This window comes from Aequorivita sublithincola DSM 14238 (genome assembly GCF_000265385.1).
Lineage (GTDB): Bacteria > Bacteroidota > Bacteroidia > Flavobacteriales > Flavobacteriaceae > Aequorivita > Aequorivita sublithincola.
In genome coordinates this window covers 229,855-246,277 of the sequence record NC_018013.1, presented here as the reverse complement: position 1 = coordinate 246,277, position 16,423 = coordinate 229,855, and the positions used below count along the sequence as shown (strand labels likewise).

General features: G+C 36.6%; 18 protein-coding genes. 12 read left to right on the top strand and 6 right to left on the bottom strand.

Annotation, left to right across the window (positions count from 1 at the left end; genetic code table 11):
* Positions 1-436 precede the first annotated feature (436 nt).
* Entirely contained in the window at positions 437-1,441 is a 1,005-nt protein-coding gene (locus tag AEQSU_RS01180; protein WP_014781026.1) for a T9SS type A sorting domain-containing protein, read from the top strand.
* A 90-nt stretch (positions 1,442-1,531) separates the two neighbouring features.
* On the opposite strand, the gene AEQSU_RS01175 is transcribed toward AEQSU_RS01180, so the two are convergent.
* A complete protein-coding gene (locus AEQSU_RS01175) occupies positions 1,532-2,017 on the bottom strand; it encodes a ferritin-like domain-containing protein (protein ID WP_014781025.1) in 486 nt (161 codons plus the stop codon).
* A gap of 187 nt (positions 2,018-2,204) precedes the next feature.
* Here AEQSU_RS01175 and AEQSU_RS01170 point away from each other — a divergent pair, with 187 nt between their 5' ends.
* The 3 genes from AEQSU_RS01170 (at position 2,205) to AEQSU_RS16740 (ending at position 4,174) form a co-directional block, all read left to right on the top strand.
* Positions 2,205-3,404, top strand: coding sequence for an NAD(P)/FAD-dependent oxidoreductase (locus AEQSU_RS01170; protein WP_042492213.1), 1,200 nt, complete (start codon positions 2,205-2,207; stop codon positions 3,402-3,404).
* Between the two features lie 26 nt (positions 3,405-3,430).
* Positions 3,431-3,952: a DUF421 domain-containing protein gene (locus tag AEQSU_RS01165; RefSeq protein WP_014781023.1), complete on the top strand. Its 522-nt coding sequence runs from the start codon at positions 3,431-3,433 to the stop codon at positions 3,950-3,952.
* A gap of 78 nt (positions 3,953-4,030) precedes the next feature.
* Positions 4,031-4,174 carry a hypothetical protein gene (locus AEQSU_RS16740; protein WP_014781022.1) on the top strand — a complete coding sequence of 48 codons (144 nt, stop codon included), beginning with the start codon at positions 4,031-4,033 and terminating at the stop codon, positions 4,172-4,174.
* Positions 4,175-4,260: 86 nt separating this feature from the next.
* Here AEQSU_RS16740 and AEQSU_RS01160 read toward each other — a convergent pair whose 3' ends face one another.
* The 4 genes from AEQSU_RS01160 to AEQSU_RS01145 form a co-directional block, all read right to left on the bottom strand.
* Positions 4,261-4,671 carry a VOC family protein gene (locus AEQSU_RS01160; protein WP_014781021.1) on the bottom strand — a complete coding sequence of 137 codons (411 nt, stop codon included), beginning with the start codon at positions 4,669-4,671 and terminating at the stop codon, positions 4,261-4,263.
* Between the two features lie 22 nt (positions 4,672-4,693).
* The gene (locus AEQSU_RS01155) at positions 4,694-5,176 is read right to left on the bottom strand and encodes a hypothetical protein (RefSeq protein WP_014781020.1); all 483 of its coding nucleotides are present in this window, start codon (positions 5,174-5,176) and stop codon (positions 4,694-4,696) included.
* Positions 5,177-5,268: 92 nt separating this feature from the next.
* Positions 5,269-5,835: a hypothetical protein gene (locus tag AEQSU_RS01150; RefSeq protein ID WP_014781019.1), complete on the bottom strand. Its 567-nt coding sequence runs from the start codon at positions 5,833-5,835 to the stop codon at positions 5,269-5,271.
* Between the two features lie 6 nt (positions 5,836-5,841).
* Positions 5,842-6,516, bottom strand: coding sequence for an SIR2 family NAD-dependent protein deacylase (locus AEQSU_RS01145; protein WP_157429311.1), 675 nt, complete (start codon positions 6,514-6,516; stop codon positions 5,842-5,844).
* Between the two features lie 108 nt (positions 6,517-6,624).
* Here AEQSU_RS01145 and AEQSU_RS01140 point away from each other — a divergent pair, with 108 nt between their 5' ends.
* Both AEQSU_RS01140 and AEQSU_RS01135 read left to right on the top strand, forming a co-directional pair.
* Positions 6,625-7,284 (top strand): TrmH family RNA methyltransferase, encoded by a 660-nt coding sequence (locus AEQSU_RS01140; RefSeq protein ID WP_014781017.1) that lies wholly within the window; start codon positions 6,625-6,627, stop codon positions 7,282-7,284.
* A gap of 78 nt (positions 7,285-7,362) precedes the next feature.
* Entirely contained in the window at positions 7,363-7,935 is a 573-nt protein-coding gene (locus AEQSU_RS01135; RefSeq protein WP_014781016.1) for a non-canonical purine NTP diphosphatase, read from the top strand.
* 110 nt (positions 7,936-8,045) lie between these two features.
* Here AEQSU_RS01135 and AEQSU_RS01130 read toward each other — a convergent pair whose 3' ends face one another.
* Positions 8,046-8,642: a hypothetical protein gene (locus tag AEQSU_RS01130; protein ID WP_014781015.1), complete on the bottom strand. Its 597-nt coding sequence runs from the start codon at positions 8,640-8,642 to the stop codon at positions 8,046-8,048.
* A 329-nt stretch (positions 8,643-8,971) separates the two neighbouring features.
* On the opposite strand from AEQSU_RS01130, the gene AEQSU_RS01125 reads away from it, so the two are divergent.
* The 6 genes from AEQSU_RS01125 (at position 8,972) to AEQSU_RS01100 (ending at position 16,415) form a co-directional block, all read left to right on the top strand.
* Positions 8,972-10,822, top strand: a complete 1,851-nt coding sequence (locus tag AEQSU_RS01125; RefSeq protein WP_014781014.1) for a DEAD/DEAH box helicase — start codon at positions 8,972-8,974, stop codon at positions 10,820-10,822.
* Between the two features lie 185 nt (positions 10,823-11,007).
* A complete protein-coding gene (locus AEQSU_RS01120; RefSeq protein ID WP_014781013.1) occupies positions 11,008-11,613 on the top strand; it encodes a GNAT family N-acetyltransferase in 606 nt (201 codons plus the stop codon).
* Positions 11,614-11,677: 64 nt separating this feature from the next.
* Positions 11,678-12,442: a carboxypeptidase-like regulatory domain-containing protein gene (locus AEQSU_RS01115; RefSeq protein WP_014781012.1), complete on the top strand. Its 765-nt coding sequence runs from the start codon at positions 11,678-11,680 to the stop codon at positions 12,440-12,442.
* Between the two features lie 162 nt (positions 12,443-12,604).
* A complete protein-coding gene (locus AEQSU_RS01110) occupies positions 12,605-13,966 on the top strand; it encodes an aldehyde dehydrogenase (RefSeq protein ID WP_014781011.1) in 1,362 nt (453 codons plus the stop codon).
* Between the two features lie 103 nt (positions 13,967-14,069).
* The gene (locus AEQSU_RS01105) at positions 14,070-14,672 is read left to right on the top strand and encodes a hypothetical protein (RefSeq protein WP_157429237.1); all 603 of its coding nucleotides are present in this window, start codon (positions 14,070-14,072) and stop codon (positions 14,670-14,672) included.
* A gap of 96 nt (positions 14,673-14,768) precedes the next feature.
* A complete protein-coding gene (locus AEQSU_RS01100) occupies positions 14,769-16,415 on the top strand; it encodes a T9SS type A sorting domain-containing protein (protein WP_014781009.1) in 1,647 nt (548 codons plus the stop codon).
* Positions 16,416-16,423: the final 8 nt, after the last annotated feature.

The window sequence follows — 16,423 nt, the reverse complement described above, 5'->3', positions numbered from 1 at the left end:
TTGTTCAGGTTTTTTGATTTGTATTATTTTCTTTTCAATATGTTTTGTTGGTGTATTTGTATTACTATCAATATATGATTTGACAAATGTGGTCTCACATTGTTGTATATTTTTATAGTAAGTTTCTGCTTTATGCCAAAGTCCTTGACGTTTTTCGCTATGTCAAATTCTTGTTTTAAAACTCCATTTATTCGCTTTGCTATTGCATTTTCGTAGGTATCATATAAAAGGTACTGTCTTTATAGGAAGCCTCTTTCTTTATGCTCAATAATGAGTTTTTCACCCTAATTATTGAAAACTCTTAAAGTTCAGAATCCTTACCTATTTATAAAGTGCTATTAATCAGGTGTAAAATTCATTTTGTTAAACTTTTCTGAAAAAAGATTAAACAAAATAGTTTGTTTTGTAGTTTTACTCAAACTAAAAATCATTTATCATGAAAAAAGTACTACCAATTCTCGCAATTGCTTTATTCACATTAAGTTCGATTGCACAAACAGCACGTGTCCAAGTGATACACAACTCATCCGATGCGGCTGCATCAACCGTTGATGTTTACATAAATGGCAACCTTGCCTTAGACGATTTTGCTTTTAGAACAGCAACTCCGTTTTTAGATCTTCCGGCAGGTGTTCAAATTGAAATAGCTGTAGCTCCAGGAAACAGCACAAGTGTGGGCGACGCGATAATAACGGTTCCTGTTACACTTACGGCAAATGAAAAATATGTGGTTGTCGCAGACGGTATAGCAAGCCCAACAGGATACAATCCTGCGCCACCTTTAACACTGCAAGTTTTCCCGATGGCTCGTGAAATGGCTTCAAATTCTGCGAACGTAGATGTTTTAGTACATCACGGTTCTACAGACGCTCCAACTGTTGACGTTGTTGAAACTGGCGCTGGCGCTGGAACTATTGTTGACAATATTTCATACTCAGAATTTCAAGGATATTTGGAACTTCCAACCGCAGATTATGTTCTTGATGTAACCGATGCAACTGGTGCGGTTACTGTTGCTAGATATCAAGCTCCATTGGCAACTTTAGGATTGGACGGTGCAGCTCTAACAGTTTTAGCTTCTGGATTTTTAGATCCTTCGCAAAATTCAAATGGTCCTGCTTTTGGATTGTACGTTGCAAGCCCTTTAGGTGGTGCATTATTAGCTCTTCCAGTTGTTCCTCTTAGCGTTTCTGACTTTGATGTCTCTAATTTTTCGATATATCCAAATCCTACTTCTGAAAAGTTAAACATTAACACGAATGGCATAGACCTAAGCCAATATTCTATGATAATTTCAGATATGTTGGGACGCCAAATTTCTAAAGGCGTAACTAATAGTGACAACAGTATAATTGTGAGTAATTTAAATAAAGGAATTTATAATCTTACTATTTTAGATGGTAATAGCGTAATTGCAAATAAGAAGTTTGTTAAGAATTAATGTTGTTTTTGATTAATTTGGTTAAATCGAAAGCCCTGAAAACATAATGTTTTCAGGGCTTTTTTCTTGCCATTTTTCTTCTTCATTGTATTATTCTACCTTATCGGCAAGGTCTTCTAAAGTTTTCACTTTAGACAATGTATTGTGAATTTCTGAAGCTTGCTTTTGGACAACATTAGCTACGTTCGGAGGGAAGTTTTCATTTTTTAACTTGTTTTCATATTCATCCCAACTTGCCTTTTCACCTCTAATGCATTCTTCCAGAACGGCTTCGTCTTCATTACCCGTTACTGCACTTTTAATGTCTATCCAAGTACGGTGAAGATCTCCTGTGAAACTACCGCTATCTTTTGGCGTTTCGTTTAGGTTTCTAATTTCTTGTGTAAGCTCATTAGTAAAACGGCCTCTTTGAGCAGCTTGTTGCTGTAAAAATGATTTTAACCTTGTGTTTTTGGCGTCCTTCATTGCCTTAGTAAAACCTTTTTCAGCATCATAATTTTTTTCTAACAACTCTTGTAAATTGTTTACCAATTTATCGTGGTTGTGCTCTTTTGCTTCTTCATTTGTAGTTTTCATAGTTTTTTGTTTTAATTTTTTTCTAAAGGTACACTGGTAGTTCAAAAAAAGTTCTTATCAATTTCACAATTGAGAAGTGTTTAACGATAAGTGTTAAGGAATTTTTGATTTGAAGAAAATTGCAAATAATAACCAATAGCAATTCAGTAAAAATGGCATGCTTTCAGTATCTTTCAATAAAAAAACTATGGATATACGTTCAAACGAGCCTTATTGGCTTATAGTTAATTCCCTTCCTCAAAGTTATCCTTCATTGCAAAAATCAATTTCTTCGGAAGTATTGGTTATTGGTGCAGGTATAACTGGCGCTCTTACGGCTTATAAACTTATTGAAGAAGGCAAAAAGGTGATAATGGTGGATCGTCGTGATATCTGCAACGGAAGTACCGCCGCAAGCACTTCAATGCTTCAATATGAAATTGATGTGCCGCTTCATAAATTGATTGAACAAGTTGGACTTACTTGCGCAGTATCAAGCTATCAAAATTGTGAAAAAGCAATCAAGGAACTAAAAAAAGTTGCAACTAAAGTCAAGAGCTCTTGTGATTTTGAATATAAGAAGAGTGTTTATTTCACTTCCTCTAAAAAAGATATTTCGTTTTTGAAAGATGAATTTGAAGCGAGACAAGAACATGGTTTTAAGGTGAAATGGCTCTTGAAAGATGAATTACAAGATCTTGGTTTAAAAGCATTCGCTGCCATAGAATCACAATCTGGTGCTATTATGGATGTCTATAAATTAGCAAATGACATCTTAAAATACTGTAGTAAGAAAGGTTTAGAGATTTATGACAGAACAGAAATTGAAGAGATAAAAACGAATAAGGAGAAAACAATAGCCAAGACAAAAAGTGGTTTAACGATTGAAGTAGATCACGTTGTACATTGCACAGGCTATGAGAGCACCGAAACTGTTAAAGAAAATATTGTAAATCTAAAAAGCACTTTTGCCTTGGCTTCCGAAGCTTATGAAACACTTCCTCAGGCTTTCAAAAAACATATTTATTGGAATACCGATGCTCCTTATTTATATTTTAGAAGCACAGAAGATGGACGCATTGTAATGGGCGGTGGCGACCGAGATTTTAAAAATGCAACACGCCGCGATGCGTTGCTTCCCAAGAAAGAAAGAGAACTTGCCAAAAAGTTTCAAAAATGTTTTCCCGAAATACCTTTTATAGCAGATTATTCGTGGGCTGGTACTTTTGGCGAAACAAAAGACGGATTGCCTTATTTTGGAAAAACTGATCCTCAAAAGAACGAACATTATATATTGGGTTTTGGCGGAAATGGTATCACTTTTAGCGCAATGGGAATGGATGCAATAATTCATTCCATCAATAAAACCCCGCATCCATATCTTGAATATTATAAATTCAACAGATAAATTTTAATTAAAATCAAAACATAATAATGGAAAAATGGTTCGAATCGTCCCCGACATCACTTATAGCAATTGTATTAACGACTATTGGAATTTATATAGCCACAATAGTTTTCACAAGACTTGCTGGTAAACGTAGCTTTTCAAAAATGAGCAGTTTTGATTTTGCGATGACAGTAGCTATAGGCTCTCTTATTGCAACGACGGTGCTTTCAAAGTCAGTAAGTTTATTGGAAGGTGTTGTGGGGTTGGCTGCAGTTTATTTACTTCAGATTTTTTTGGCTGTTTTGAGGAGATTTGATGTCGTTGAAAAAATAGTAGATAATCAGCCGTTGCTATTAATGGACGGTCAAAACATTTTACACACTAACCTGAGGAAGGCGAGAGTTACTGAAGCGGATTTACGCTCCAAACTGAGAGAAGCAAATATTTTGGAACTATCGCAAGTTCGTGCTGTAATTTTTGAATGTACCGGTGATATTGCCGTTCTACACAGCAAAGATGAAAACGTAAAAGTAGAAGATTGGTTGCTTAAAGGAGTTAACAGATAGATGTTAATTCTCTTTTAAAAATTTTAATGGCGGTTTAAAGTTGTGTACCTTATAGATTGAACAAAAAAAATAAAAGTTATGGACAAGGATGATAAAAACGTAATACCAGAAAAACAATCTAAAAAAGAACAAGCAATCAATAAAAGCGCTACACACGGAAAGGAAATTAATCCTCAAGTAAAACAAAAGCAGGAAAAACACCAACCTCGAGATACCGCTTAAAAGAACCTTTTTCTAAAAATTTAAACTTGACAGATTTTAAAATTTGTCAAGTTTTTTTGTGGAAAAAAGTCATTTTCAAACTGAAATTATTTCGGCATATTCTTTTGATCCATAAAAAGCATATTCCAACGATGGCCGTCCAAATCGCTAAAAGCGAAACCGTACATCCATCCTTGAATTGTTTGCGGTTTGCTGAAAATAGTTCCTCTGGCTTTCTTTACTTTTTCGGCCATTTCATCAACTTCTTTTTCGCTTTCAGCATCAAAGGAAATCATTAATTCTGTTGCTTTTGAAGCATCTGAAACCTTGTTCTGAACAACGTTTTCAAACATTTTTTCTTCAAAAAACATAATAGGCATTGTGGCTTTCCAGACCACAAGGGCCGTCATAGTATCTGTTTCGCGTTCGGTTTTGAAAGAGAAACCTATTTCAGTGAAAAACTTTTTTGACCGCTTTAAATCTTTTACGGGAAGGTTGAGCCAATATTCTTTAATCATAATTGATTGGTTTTAAATTATTTTAATCACAATTTACTTCTTCCAAAGGCATAAGATAATTGAAGTTGAATTTTGTTTTCTTCTTAAACTTTATTTTCCCAGCTACTTGTTCCAATTCGCCATAACCTTCTACAAGTTTGTTTTCTTTCTTGATGAAAATAAGCTCCCTGACTGAAACTGAACCTTCAGATTCAAATGTGTAGTCCGCTTTTAAAGTGTCTCCAACCATGATTCCTTCAAAAGTGCCATCGTTTTTGTCTTTTTCGAAGTAATTATAGCTTAAAGTTCCTGCAACATCATCGTTCATTTTTTCCATTTGGAGCAAAACGGTATCTTTTTCTGAAACATAGCGATAGCAAGCTATTTCAGGAGGATTCACATCGCTTTCCATTATATCTCCATCTTCTGGAGACACAACTTCAGGATCTTCATTTTTGGTTTCGTTTTTGCAAGAAGTGATTGCAATAGAACCAATGGCGGCAAAAATTAAAAGATATTTTTTCATATTCGTTTTGAATTTTGGGATTTATAAAATTAAACAACTGGCTACTCAAGCCTTTGAAACTTAAAGATATTTTAACAGTTTCCGAAGATTATTTATGAAATCCGTTTCAAAATTTTTCTAGCTCTTGCTTGATATCCAGCACTTTTATTTGGGGCATTTTCAGTTAGAATGTTTCTTAATTCGGGGTAAATCCATTTCTTGTCTTTATCTCTTCCTAGATAATAAAGACATTGCATCGCGGGAGCTTGGCAAGCAACCTTCTGGTCCGTTATTAGCCAATCGAAACAACACTCGGTAATACACTGTCTTTCGTTTTTATTTAAGACACTATAAAATATACCAAAACCATACATAAAATGATAATGGCAAAGCATTTCACAAATTTTTGCACAGGAACGCAGCGCAGAATCATTTTTTATATTGGGAAGCTGCTCAAAAAATAAGTGCATATATTTAAAGAAGTTCTTTGCTTTATGCTCGCAGATAATCTCCAAAATCCAAGCAGATTGAACTAAAAGTTCACTTTCTTCTGTAAAACACCATTGAAGTGTTTCACGAACAAAATGAGGTTTTTTGGTTATCCAATAGGCAATTTCGAGCCTCTTTTCACGACTGCTGTCAACCTCCATCAATTTTTCTTTTAAATCTTCGGGAAGCATAATTCATTATTTTAAAAGTTCAACAACCTTTGGAATCCCTGTTGAGGCATTTTCGGCAAAAACAGTAATTCTTTTGCTTTTTGAAATGCTTGGTTTTGGGTCAACGAAATAAATATGCGCGTTTTCCTTCGCATATTGCATCAAACCTGCCGCGGGATAGACTTGCATTGAAGTTCCAACAATAATTACTACATCTGCCTTTTCAACAATCTCTGCAGCCACTTCTATCATTGGCACCATTTCGCCAAACCAAACAATGTGTGGGCGCAGTTGATGGTTGTGCTCGCAGAAATCGCCTAAGTTTAAATCTTTTTTCCTGTCGAATATTAGGTCTTCGTCAAACGTACTTCGCGCTTTTAAAAGTTCTCCGTGAAGGTGAATTACATTCGTACTTCCAGCCCGTTCGTGTAAATCGTCCACATTTTGAGTTATTATAGTAACATCGTAAAGTTTTTCAAGTTCCGCCAAAGCAAAATGTGCGGCATTTGGTTGAACCGTCAATAATTCTTTACGACGTTGATTGTAAAAATCCAATACCAAAGCTGGATTACGTGCAAAACCTTCAGGCGAGGCAACTTCCATCACATCGTGGTCTTCCCAGAGTCCGTTGCTATCTCTAAAAGTTTTTATCCCGCTTTCGGCGCTAACTCCAGCTCCTGTTAGTACTGCAATTTTCATTATTTGCTTATTTGTTACTAAGTTATTCAAAATTGCTGATTTAAGAAACAATCTATTAAACCAATAACTTTTATCTTAGCCAAAATTCAATAACCTCCTAACTCATTAACTTTGAATTTAGAACTTTTAGATCACCTTCAAACTTACCTCACAGAACACAGAAATACACGTTTTCAAAAAGTGCTTTCTGAACGTACGCGTCATTTTACAGTAGTTACGGAAGATGTTTATCAACTTCACAATACTAGCGCTGTAATGCGAACTTGCGATGTTTTCGGAATTCAAGATTTGCACGTGGTGGAAGAAAAGGTAAGCAAACGCATTGATAAGGAAATTGCAATGGGAGCCCAAAAATGGGTAGATTTTAAAAGATATCATTCTATAAAGGAATGCATTTCAAATTTGAAAAGTTCCGGCTATCAAATTATTGCAACCACGCCTCACGAAAATTCTACGATGCTTCACGAGTTTGATGTTTCAAAAAAAAGTGCTTTTTTCTTCGGAAAAGAGACAGATGGATTGAGCGATACGGTTATGAATGCAGCCGATGGTTTTCTGAAAATCCCAATGTATGGTTTCACAGAGAGTTTGAATATTTCGGTTTCTGCAGCAATTATTTTACAAAGCGTAGTTTCAAAAATGAAGCAAAGCAATGTAAATTGGCAGCTTTCCGAAGAAGAAAAATTTGAAGTTGAAATGCAATGGTTGAAGAAAACGATTAAGGCTTCGGAAGAAATTATTGAAAGATATAACGAGGTAAATTCCAAATAGCAAACATCAAATTCCAAATAAATTACAAAAACTAAGGTTCAAAAATCAAAAATCGTTAATCGACAATCGTAAATCAAAATGAAACTCGTCTTCGCTACCCACAATAAAAATAAATTCATAGAAGTAAAAGCAATGCTTCCGCATCATATTGAATTACTAAGTCTGGACGACATAGGCTGCGACGAAGACATTGAAGAAACCGCAGACTCCATTGAAGGCAACGCTATTTTGAAAGCAAATTACGTTCGAAACAAATATAATTTGGACTGTTTTGCAGATGACACAGGTTTAGAAGTAAAATCCCTCAATAACGAACCCGGAGTTTACAGTGCCCGATATGCTGGAGTTTCTCACGATTCCAACGCAAACATTCAAAAACTGTTGAAAAATCTGGAAGATAAAGAAGATCGTTCTGCAAGATTTAAAACGGCTATTGCCCTTTCAATGAATCATTCCAATATTATGTTTTTAGGAATTTGTGAAGGTGAGATATCCAAAGAAATTCTTGGCGATTCAGGTTTTGGTTATGATCCAATCTTTCAACCAAAAGACTTTGACAAAACCTTCGCCCAAATGACACTTCAACAAAAAAGCGAAATTGGCCACCGAGGAAAAGCAATGCGTCAATTGATTGATTATCTTTCTAAATAAGTTGGTAGTGTTCAGTCGCAGTTTGCAATTGCAGTAGGCAGTTTTAGACCCCAAATAGTCATTGTGAGGCACGAAGCAATCTAACCTTTGGGATCTGTCAATCACTTTCTTTAATCAATTAACAAATTTAAAGGCACGCGAGCTCCTATATAAAAATGGAATCTACGCTGCTCGTCAACTACATTGTTTACACCGTAAAGAACACCTCCGTCAATGCTCATAAGTTCTTTAATTCTATATTGAAGGGCCAATTTCACAAGACCATCAATGGCGCTATAATTTCTTGGTTGTACGTCTTTTACATTGTCGAAGGAAGGTTTGTTCAACATAAACCCAGCTCCAATTCCTAAATTAAAATGCAAGTTAGAATTTCCAATTTCTGCGCCAACCGTTGGAATTAGATTGATACTATGAAAGGTATTATCGCCATAATTTGGAGATGAGGTGGCAACATAAAATAAGTCCACGGCATACGAAAAGGTATTCTCGGTATAATAAGCCGCATAACCACCAAAGCCAATATGGCTGTCGCTTTCGGTTGTTTTGTTTCCGTAATTTATATTGTCGTCTCCAACAATTATTTTTGTTCTATCTTCAAAAATAAAGGCTGAACGATGATATTGAACTAAAGGTCCAAATTCAATAGTTTGGGAAATTGCCAAAAACGAATTTAGAAGAACCCCTAGAAATAGTAAACGCTTAATCATAATTACAATTTAGATGAAATGATTTTTTTTCAAAAATAGAAATACAAAAGTAAAATAGCAGATATTATTTTGGAGTTTTTTAATCATTAATTCGAACTGAAATAAATCGTTAGTTTGAGCAAAGATTTTTCCTTCTGTAAAAAAACTGCCAACTGTAACTGAATACTGAAAACTTTAAGTTACTTTTGCGCCCTTGAAAAATCACAGCCTTGATGGTTTGAATTTTCAGGAAAAATCCTCAGGGTGAGGAGTGTTATAGTGAAGCTGTCCGTTTTTATATGTCCAGTCGCTTCCCATTAGCACGCATATAAAAATTTTATTAAATTATAATGACAGCATTTAAAGCACTCGGCTTGGAAGAACATCTTCTAAAAGCGATCGCCGACTTGGGTTTTGAAACCCCTTCGGAAGTACAAGAAAAAGCAATTCCAATCCTTTTAGAGCGCGAAACCGATATGGTTTCCCTTGCGCAAACAGGAACTGGTAAAACCGCAGCATTTGGTTTCCCAATGTTGCAAAAAATTGACGTAAAAAGTCGCACCACACAAGGTCTTATCCTTTCGCCAACTCGCGAACTTTGTCTTCAAATTACAAATGAAATGATAGCTTATGGTAAGTATATGCCAGGGCTAAACGTAACCGCTATTTATGGTGGAGCGAGTATAACCGACCAAGCACGCCAGATTAAAAAAGGTTCGCAGGTTATCGTTGCCACGCCGGGACGTATGAAAGATATGATTGGCCGTGGGTTGATCGATATATCAAAAATTGAATATTGCGTGCTAGATGAAGCAGATGAAATGCTCAACATGGGCTTTTATGAAGACATCACCGAAATCCTTTCACACTCGCCAAAAGAGAAAAGTACTTGGTTGTTTAGCGCAACAATGCCGAAAGAGGTTTCTACCATTGCAAAGAAATTTATGCATACTCCGGTAGAAATTACCGTTGGAACAAAGAACGTAGGTTCAGACCAAGTTTCACACGAATATTATTTAGTGAACGCTCGCGACCGTTATAGCGCTTTGAAACGTTTGGCAGATGCAAATCCAGAAATTTTTTCTGTAATTTTCTGTAGAACAAAACGCGACACACAAAAAGTTGCCGAACAACTTATTGAAGACGGATACAATGCTGCAGCACTTCACGGAGATTTAAGCCAAAGCCAACGTGATACGGTAATGAAATCATTCCGCGCACGCCAAATACAAATGCTTGTTGCAACAGACGTTGCCGCTCGTGGAATTGACGTGGACGATATTACACACGTAATAAATTACCAATTGCCAGACGAAACTGAAATCTACACTCACCGAAGCGGTCGTACGGGTCGTGCAGGAAAGACTGGGATTTCTATGGTTATCGTTTCAAAAAGTGAAGTGCGAAAAATTCACACAATTGAAAAAATGATTCAAAAGAAATTCATAGCAAAGGAAATTCCTTCTGGAATGGAAATCTGTGAAGTTCAGATGTTTCACTTGGCAAATAATATAAAAGACACGAAAATTAACCCTGAAATAAATGCTTATCTTCCGAATATAAATGAAGTATTGGCTGATTTTTCTAAGGAAGAATTAATCCAAAAAGTATTTTCAGTTGAATTTACTCGTTTCTTGAATTACTACAAAAACAGTAAAGATCTTAATATTTCAGGAGGCAGCGAACGCAATTATGCTGAAGAAAATAAAGACAGTACGCGTTATTTCTTAAACATCGGTAATAAAGACGATTTCGATTGGATGAGTTTGAAGGATTTCCTTCGTGATTTGTTGCAACTAGGAAAAGACGATGTTTATAAAGTTGACGTAAAAGACAGTTTCTCTTTCTTTAATACAGATACGACACACCAAGAATTAGTGATGGGTATCTTCAAGGATTTCCAACTAGAAGGACGTCAGATTAATGTCGAAATTTCTAAAGACACAGGTCGTAGCGGCGGTAGAAGCAGTGGTGGTGGCGGACGCGATCGCGACCGTAGCAAAAGAAGAGGCGATAGAAACGATCGAGGAGATCGTGGAGACAGAGGTGGAGATCGCGGCGAACGCAAAGGAAGTTTCAAAAAGCGTAGCAGCGGTGGTTTCGGCGGAGGCGACAAACCAGCTTTTAAAGGTAAAAGCCGAAGAAGCAGTGAGCGCCCAGATACTAAAGGTACTGGCGGAAGACGCAGAAGAAAGGACTAAGAAGTTGATATATTGAAAAGTTTAGGGTTTAAAAGTTGATGAGTTTATTAGTTCGGACGAATTTTTTCACATTCATCATCTAACATCAAACACCCAGCATTTTCAAAAACTTTAGTACCACATTAACGTCTATATAATTATATTTACGGGCCTCAAATAAAGAGGCCCGTATTTTTTTAATACTTATGGAAACCTTCAACTTTCTGCAGGAACATATACTCGAAAACGACGCTGTGCGGCTCAATCCGATGCATCATCAGGATATTGATAAGCTGATTCATTTTTCAGAACAACAACCTGACCTTTGGAAATATTCGCTTCAACCCGCAGACGGATTAGAGAATTTGAAAACTTATATGGGTCACGCTTTACGCGGAAGAAAAGAAGAAACTTCATACCCTTTTATTGTTTTCGATAAACATACGCAGCAAATTGCTGGTAGCACTCGTTTTTATGATTATCAAAAAACACACAACACCATTCAATTGGGTTACACTTGGTACGGCGAGGAATTTCAAGGCATAGGGTTAAATAAACAATGCAAAATACTGATGCTTGAATTCGCCTTTGAAAAACTTGGCATAGAGCGTGTAGAGTTTCGTGCAGATGCAAACAACGCACGAAGTATTGCGGCAATGAAAAGTTTAGGCTGCACTGTTGAAGGCATTTTAAGAAGTAATTGCGCAGCACTTGAAGGACGACGAGACAGTATTATTCTAAGTATTTTGAAAGGCGAATGGTTCGGCGGCGTCAAAGAAACATTGCTACTTCGACTTAGCTCAGTAACCTAAATAAATTTGAAAAAGAAAGGAACATTTCGCCTCAGTGAAATTTTTCCGTATATTAAAACCGTTTATGAAAAAAATTATCCTACTTATTACCCTTCTTTTTATCGCTGCAAACTCTTTTGCACAAGATAACAATACCATCAAAGGAACCGTAATGAACGATGCAGACGACAAGCTTTTGGAAAACGTAAACATCGTAAACCTAAACCAAGTAAAAGGAACAACCACCAATGAAAAAGGGGAGTTCGCAATTAAAGCAGCAGTAAATGACACTCTGTTTTTTTCTTATCTAGGTTTTAAATCCATTCGCGTTCGTGTAACCAATGACTGGCTTAAATTTGGCGATATTAAAGTGAAAATGACTGAGTTGGGAATTGCTTTGGAAGAAGTTGTTATTAGACCTGTTCAGCTAACAGGTTATGTAGAAATTGACGCGAAACTCATTCCTATTTATGATAATTACCGTTATAGAATTTCAGGCCTAAACTCAGGCTACGAAGGCGGAAGCAACCAACCAGGCGCAGTAAGTAAGGTGCTTAGTTCTATTTTCAATCCGGCAGATTTTCTCTATAATGTCTTCGGAAAACGACCAAGGCAGATGAAAAAACTTCGTAAAATGAAGGATGATGACGAGATACGAAATCTACTTCAAAGTAAGTTCGACCGTGAAACTTTAATGGCTGTACTCCAACTGGAACGCGCAGATATAGATGAAATTCTAAACAAATGCAGCTATTCCAAAGACTTCATCCGTACCGCAAACGACCTTCAAATTCTAGATGCCATAAGTGGTTGTTATGAAGAATATAAGGTTTTGAATAGGGATAAGTAGGAGGGAAATCGAAATCGATTCCGATAGCTATCGGAACGAAAGTCAAATCGAAATTGATAATTTTAAATAGATTGTTAGAGCTCTGTGTTCTCTGTGTTCTCTGTGCCTCTGTGGTGACAAATTCATCGTAGCGTTTGCTTATTCAATTAAAATAAATAAACTATGAAAGAAATTATCACCGCCCAACGCAACTTCTTCAACACCCACGCCACAAAAAACATTCACTTTAGAAGAGCACAATTAAAAACCCTTCAAAAAGCGTTAGAGCAAAACGAAGCATTGCTCCACGAAGCAATATACAATGACTTTAAAAAGTCAGAATTCGATAATTATACTACCGAACTTTCGTTGCTTTACAGAGACATCAAAGAAGCCCGAAAAATGATTTTTAAATGGGCTCGCAAAGAAAATGTTTCTACGGGCATTCTTAACTTTCCAGCTTCTAGTTATATAATTCCAGAACCTTTGGGTGTCTGCTTGGTCATTGGCGCGTGGAATTATCCGTATCAACTTTCTTTCGCACCAATCATTGCAGCAATCACAGCAGGAAACACAGTAATTTTAAAACCTAGCGAATTACCAACAAACACCGCCGCAGCAATGGCAAAAATTGTAAAGGAAAATTTTGATCCAGCTTTTTTCACAGTGGTTGAAGGCGGAGTAGAAGAAACCCAAGAACTTTTAAAACAGAAATTCGACAAAATGTTTTTCACAGGAAGCACCAAGGTTGGAAAGATAGTTTACAAAGCTGCCGCAGAAAATCTGACTCCAGTAACTTTAGAACTCGGAGGAAAAAGTCCCGCCATAGTTACCGAAAACTGTAACCTTAAAATTTCAGTGAAGCGTTTAGTCTGGGGGAAATTCCTCAATTCAGGGCAAACCTGTATTGCGCCAGATTACGTGCTCGTTCATAAAAGTATTGAAAAGCAATTCTTGGAACAGACAAAAAAGGAAATTGAAAGCCAACACTTCGCTTTTGAAAATGATAACTATCTTCAAATAATTAATAGCAATAACTTTGAGCGTTTAACGAAGATGCTCGTCAAAGAAAAAATATATTATGGTGGCGAAACTAATGTAGAAACTCGCTGCATTCAGCCAACGATAATGCAAAACGTAACGTTGGAAGATGCCGTTATGCAAGAAGAAATCTTTGGCCCAATCCTTCCCGTTATAACTTATGAAACCATAGAGGAAGCAATTGCCTTAGTAAACAGCCTCCCTAAACCGTTGTCTTGCTATCTTTTCACAAAAAGTAGTTCTATCAAGAAGAAAGTTCTAAAAGAAATCTCCTTCGGTGGCGGCGCGATCAATGAAACCGTTATGCACATCACCAACGAAAACCTTCCCTTCGGAGGCGTTGGCCATAGCGGAATGGGAAATTACCACGGCGAAGCAGGTTTTAAAACTTTTACACATTATAAAAGTGTGATGGATAAACCTACTTGGTTAGATCCTTCAATTCGTTATTATCCACATTCACCGTTTCGATTGAAATTGATGCGGAGGTTTATGAAGTTTTAAGAATAGAATTTATTATTATTTAATTAAAATGAGTTTGAAAATTTTTCTTTTATTGTTCTCAGGCTGTTGTATTCTTTCGAGTTGTGAATCAAATATTTCTGAATTGGATTTTGAAAAATCCGTTTTTAAGGAAATTTTTCCTAAACTTATAGATTCATTACATCCTGGTGTTCGTATTGTGCCGCCTCCACCTCCAATTCCAATTTTTGATGAAAATGATAGCATTATTGGAATCGATACGACTGGTCAAGGAGAGATGTGGAAGAAATACAAAATAAAAAAGGCAGAACTTGCAGCCGATACAACAAAAAGAGTTTTGGTTGTTTATGACACAATTTATGAAATAGACGGTAGAGTAAACTATCAACTTCAAAGACATTTTGATTCATATAATTTGAAAATTGATTCTATCTATAAGAAGGCATATCGAATTAACTTTTCTCATATAAATAATGATAAGAATTTTGAATATAGATATCGTTCTGAGTTCCCACAAGGAACTTTAATTTGGAGAGAAAAGTATGACTTTCCTTTTGTCGGCATAGTTCGTTTCTCTAGAATTTCTTTTGATAAATCCAAAAAATTTGGAATTATGGAAGGAAGTTTTTCTTGTGGTCCTAAATGTGGATTCTCTGGTACAATTTTTATTCGGAAAAAAAATGATGTCTGGTTAATCGATGATGTTATGGTAAAAAGCATATCTTAATTTTAAAATAGGAGTAATCCTCTTAAAGAAGCCTATAATTGAAATCTGCCAACCAAATTTTTCTTACCTTCCCATCAAAACCAAAATTAATTCCCAATGAAAAAGTTTTACATTCTCCTTTTAATCCTCACCACCCAATTCACCTTCGCCCAAATACGTTTTCAAAATATTCCTGAAAACGCAATATATCCGGAGAGCAAAGCCGTTGAAACAATTACCGCAACCATTCCCTATCAAGGTTATGAAGAAACGCAAGCCTATTTTGGTCAAGGTGAATATGAAATATTTTTAGACAATCTGGATGGAGTTTTAGACAAACCCATAATAATCCTAGACGGTTTTGATCCAGGAGATGCTAGAGACATCAACGGTCTCTACGCCAGCCTAAGTTTTGACGGACAAAACATGGCAGACATTCTTCGTAATGAAGGTTTTGATATTGTAATCCTAAACGCACCAGTATATAACACAGGCGGAAAAGACATAGATGGCGGCGCAGACTACATTCAGCGGAACGCGATGGTTTTGATTGCAATGATTCAAAAATTAAACGCAGACAAAGTAGGTAATGAAGAACTAGTAGTTCTCGGTCCAAGTATGGGTGGCTTGATTGCTCGTTATGGGTTGGCATATATGGAAGCCAATAGTCTAGATGCCGAAACACGTCTTTATATTTCGTTTGATTCACCACATCGCGGGGCGAATATTCCTATCAGTCTTCAGTATTTAATAAATTATTTCGCAATTCAAGTAGGCGACGCAACTGCGCAACAAGTTGTGGATCAACTTTTGAATTCTCCTGCGGCGAAGGAAATGCTGCTGGATCATTTAAAAGGTCATCTTTTGGCTGGCTCTGACTTTGAGCAAGATCCAACTAAAGTTTTGCCTTTGGGTGCTCCTGGTTTTAGAAATGAATTTCAGGCAGAGTTAGAAGCTCTAGGTTTCCCAAGTAGTGTGAGAAACGTAACAATGATAAACGGTAGCGGCAACGGAACAACTACAGGAAGCCCCGGCGCCACAGTGGTAGACACCAATCTTACTATAGATGCTTTAACAAATATAGATGTTGCGCTCAAGTTCACTCCGCCAACAAACCAGACCAACACCGTTACAGACCTAACGGTTTTCTTTGCAGGTATTCCTGTAAACACTTATGCTACTACTTCACAGTCGCCTAGTACTAGTGCAGGTTTAGATAGTTCTCCTGGTGGAACTGGAAGCATCAGCGATGCTCTTGGCGATGGTGGCGGCAACCAAGTTTTAATAGATTTTATCAATGCCCTGCAACAGGATCTGTATTCCTTTATTCCTACAATGAGTTCTTTGGCGATAGACAATCCAGATTGGTATGCTACGCCCAACTTGGCCAATTCACCTTTTGTAAATGTTTTTATTCAAAATACTAACGAAGATCACGTAACTGTAACTGCTGCAAGCGCTCAGTTTGCTTTAGATGAAATACGAAATGGAACCATAGGAATTTCAGAAAATCAGTTAAACAATCAATTTGTTCTTTCACAAAATCCAGTTTCTAGCAACATTGTTATAGCAATTCCGAAGAATTCTTTAAACACTCAAGTAACCACTTCAGTTTTCAGTATAACTGGACAGAAACTGATGCAGCAAACTTGGAACACACCACAAGGAGAAATTTCTTGGAATCAAAATCTTTCCAGCGGAATCTATTTGTTGAAAATAGACAACGGTATTTCCACCCAAACCATAAAAGTGGTGGTTCAGTAAATTTTTTA